This is a genomic window from Escherichia sp. AM3 (assembly GCF_032029835.1).
Taxonomy (GTDB): domain Bacteria; phylum Pseudomonadota; class Gammaproteobacteria; order Enterobacterales; family Enterobacteriaceae; genus Escherichia; species Escherichia coli.
Window position 1 is genome coordinate 1 of record NZ_JAVUPQ010001051.1, and the last position, 262, is coordinate 262.

At 65.3% G+C, this 262-nt stretch carries 1 protein-coding gene; it reads right to left on the reverse strand.

What is annotated here, in order from left to right:
* Positions 1-262 (reverse strand): hypothetical protein (locus RTW80_RS29650; protein ID WP_312721706.1); only part of this gene is annotated, 262 nt, incomplete at both ends.

A 262-nucleotide genomic window follows, 5' to 3' on the forward strand; every position in this document is an offset into this window, starting at 1 on the left:
TCCCGCTCAGCAGCGGCATCATGCGCGACAGCTGCACCGGCGCATCCTCGCGGGAGCAGACATCGCACAGCAGATGCGGCATCAGATGATCCAGCACCTGACGACCGCGTGGGCCAATGGCGCGTTTGTTCAGTTCGAAGCGGAAATCGGCAATCAGCGCCACCACGCGATGGCGGGCATCGTCGCTTAAGTGCGCCAGCACCGGCGTGGTGTCATCTTCCTGGAGCGCGTCCTGCCACAGCTCGCGCCAGTGCGCGGAGAG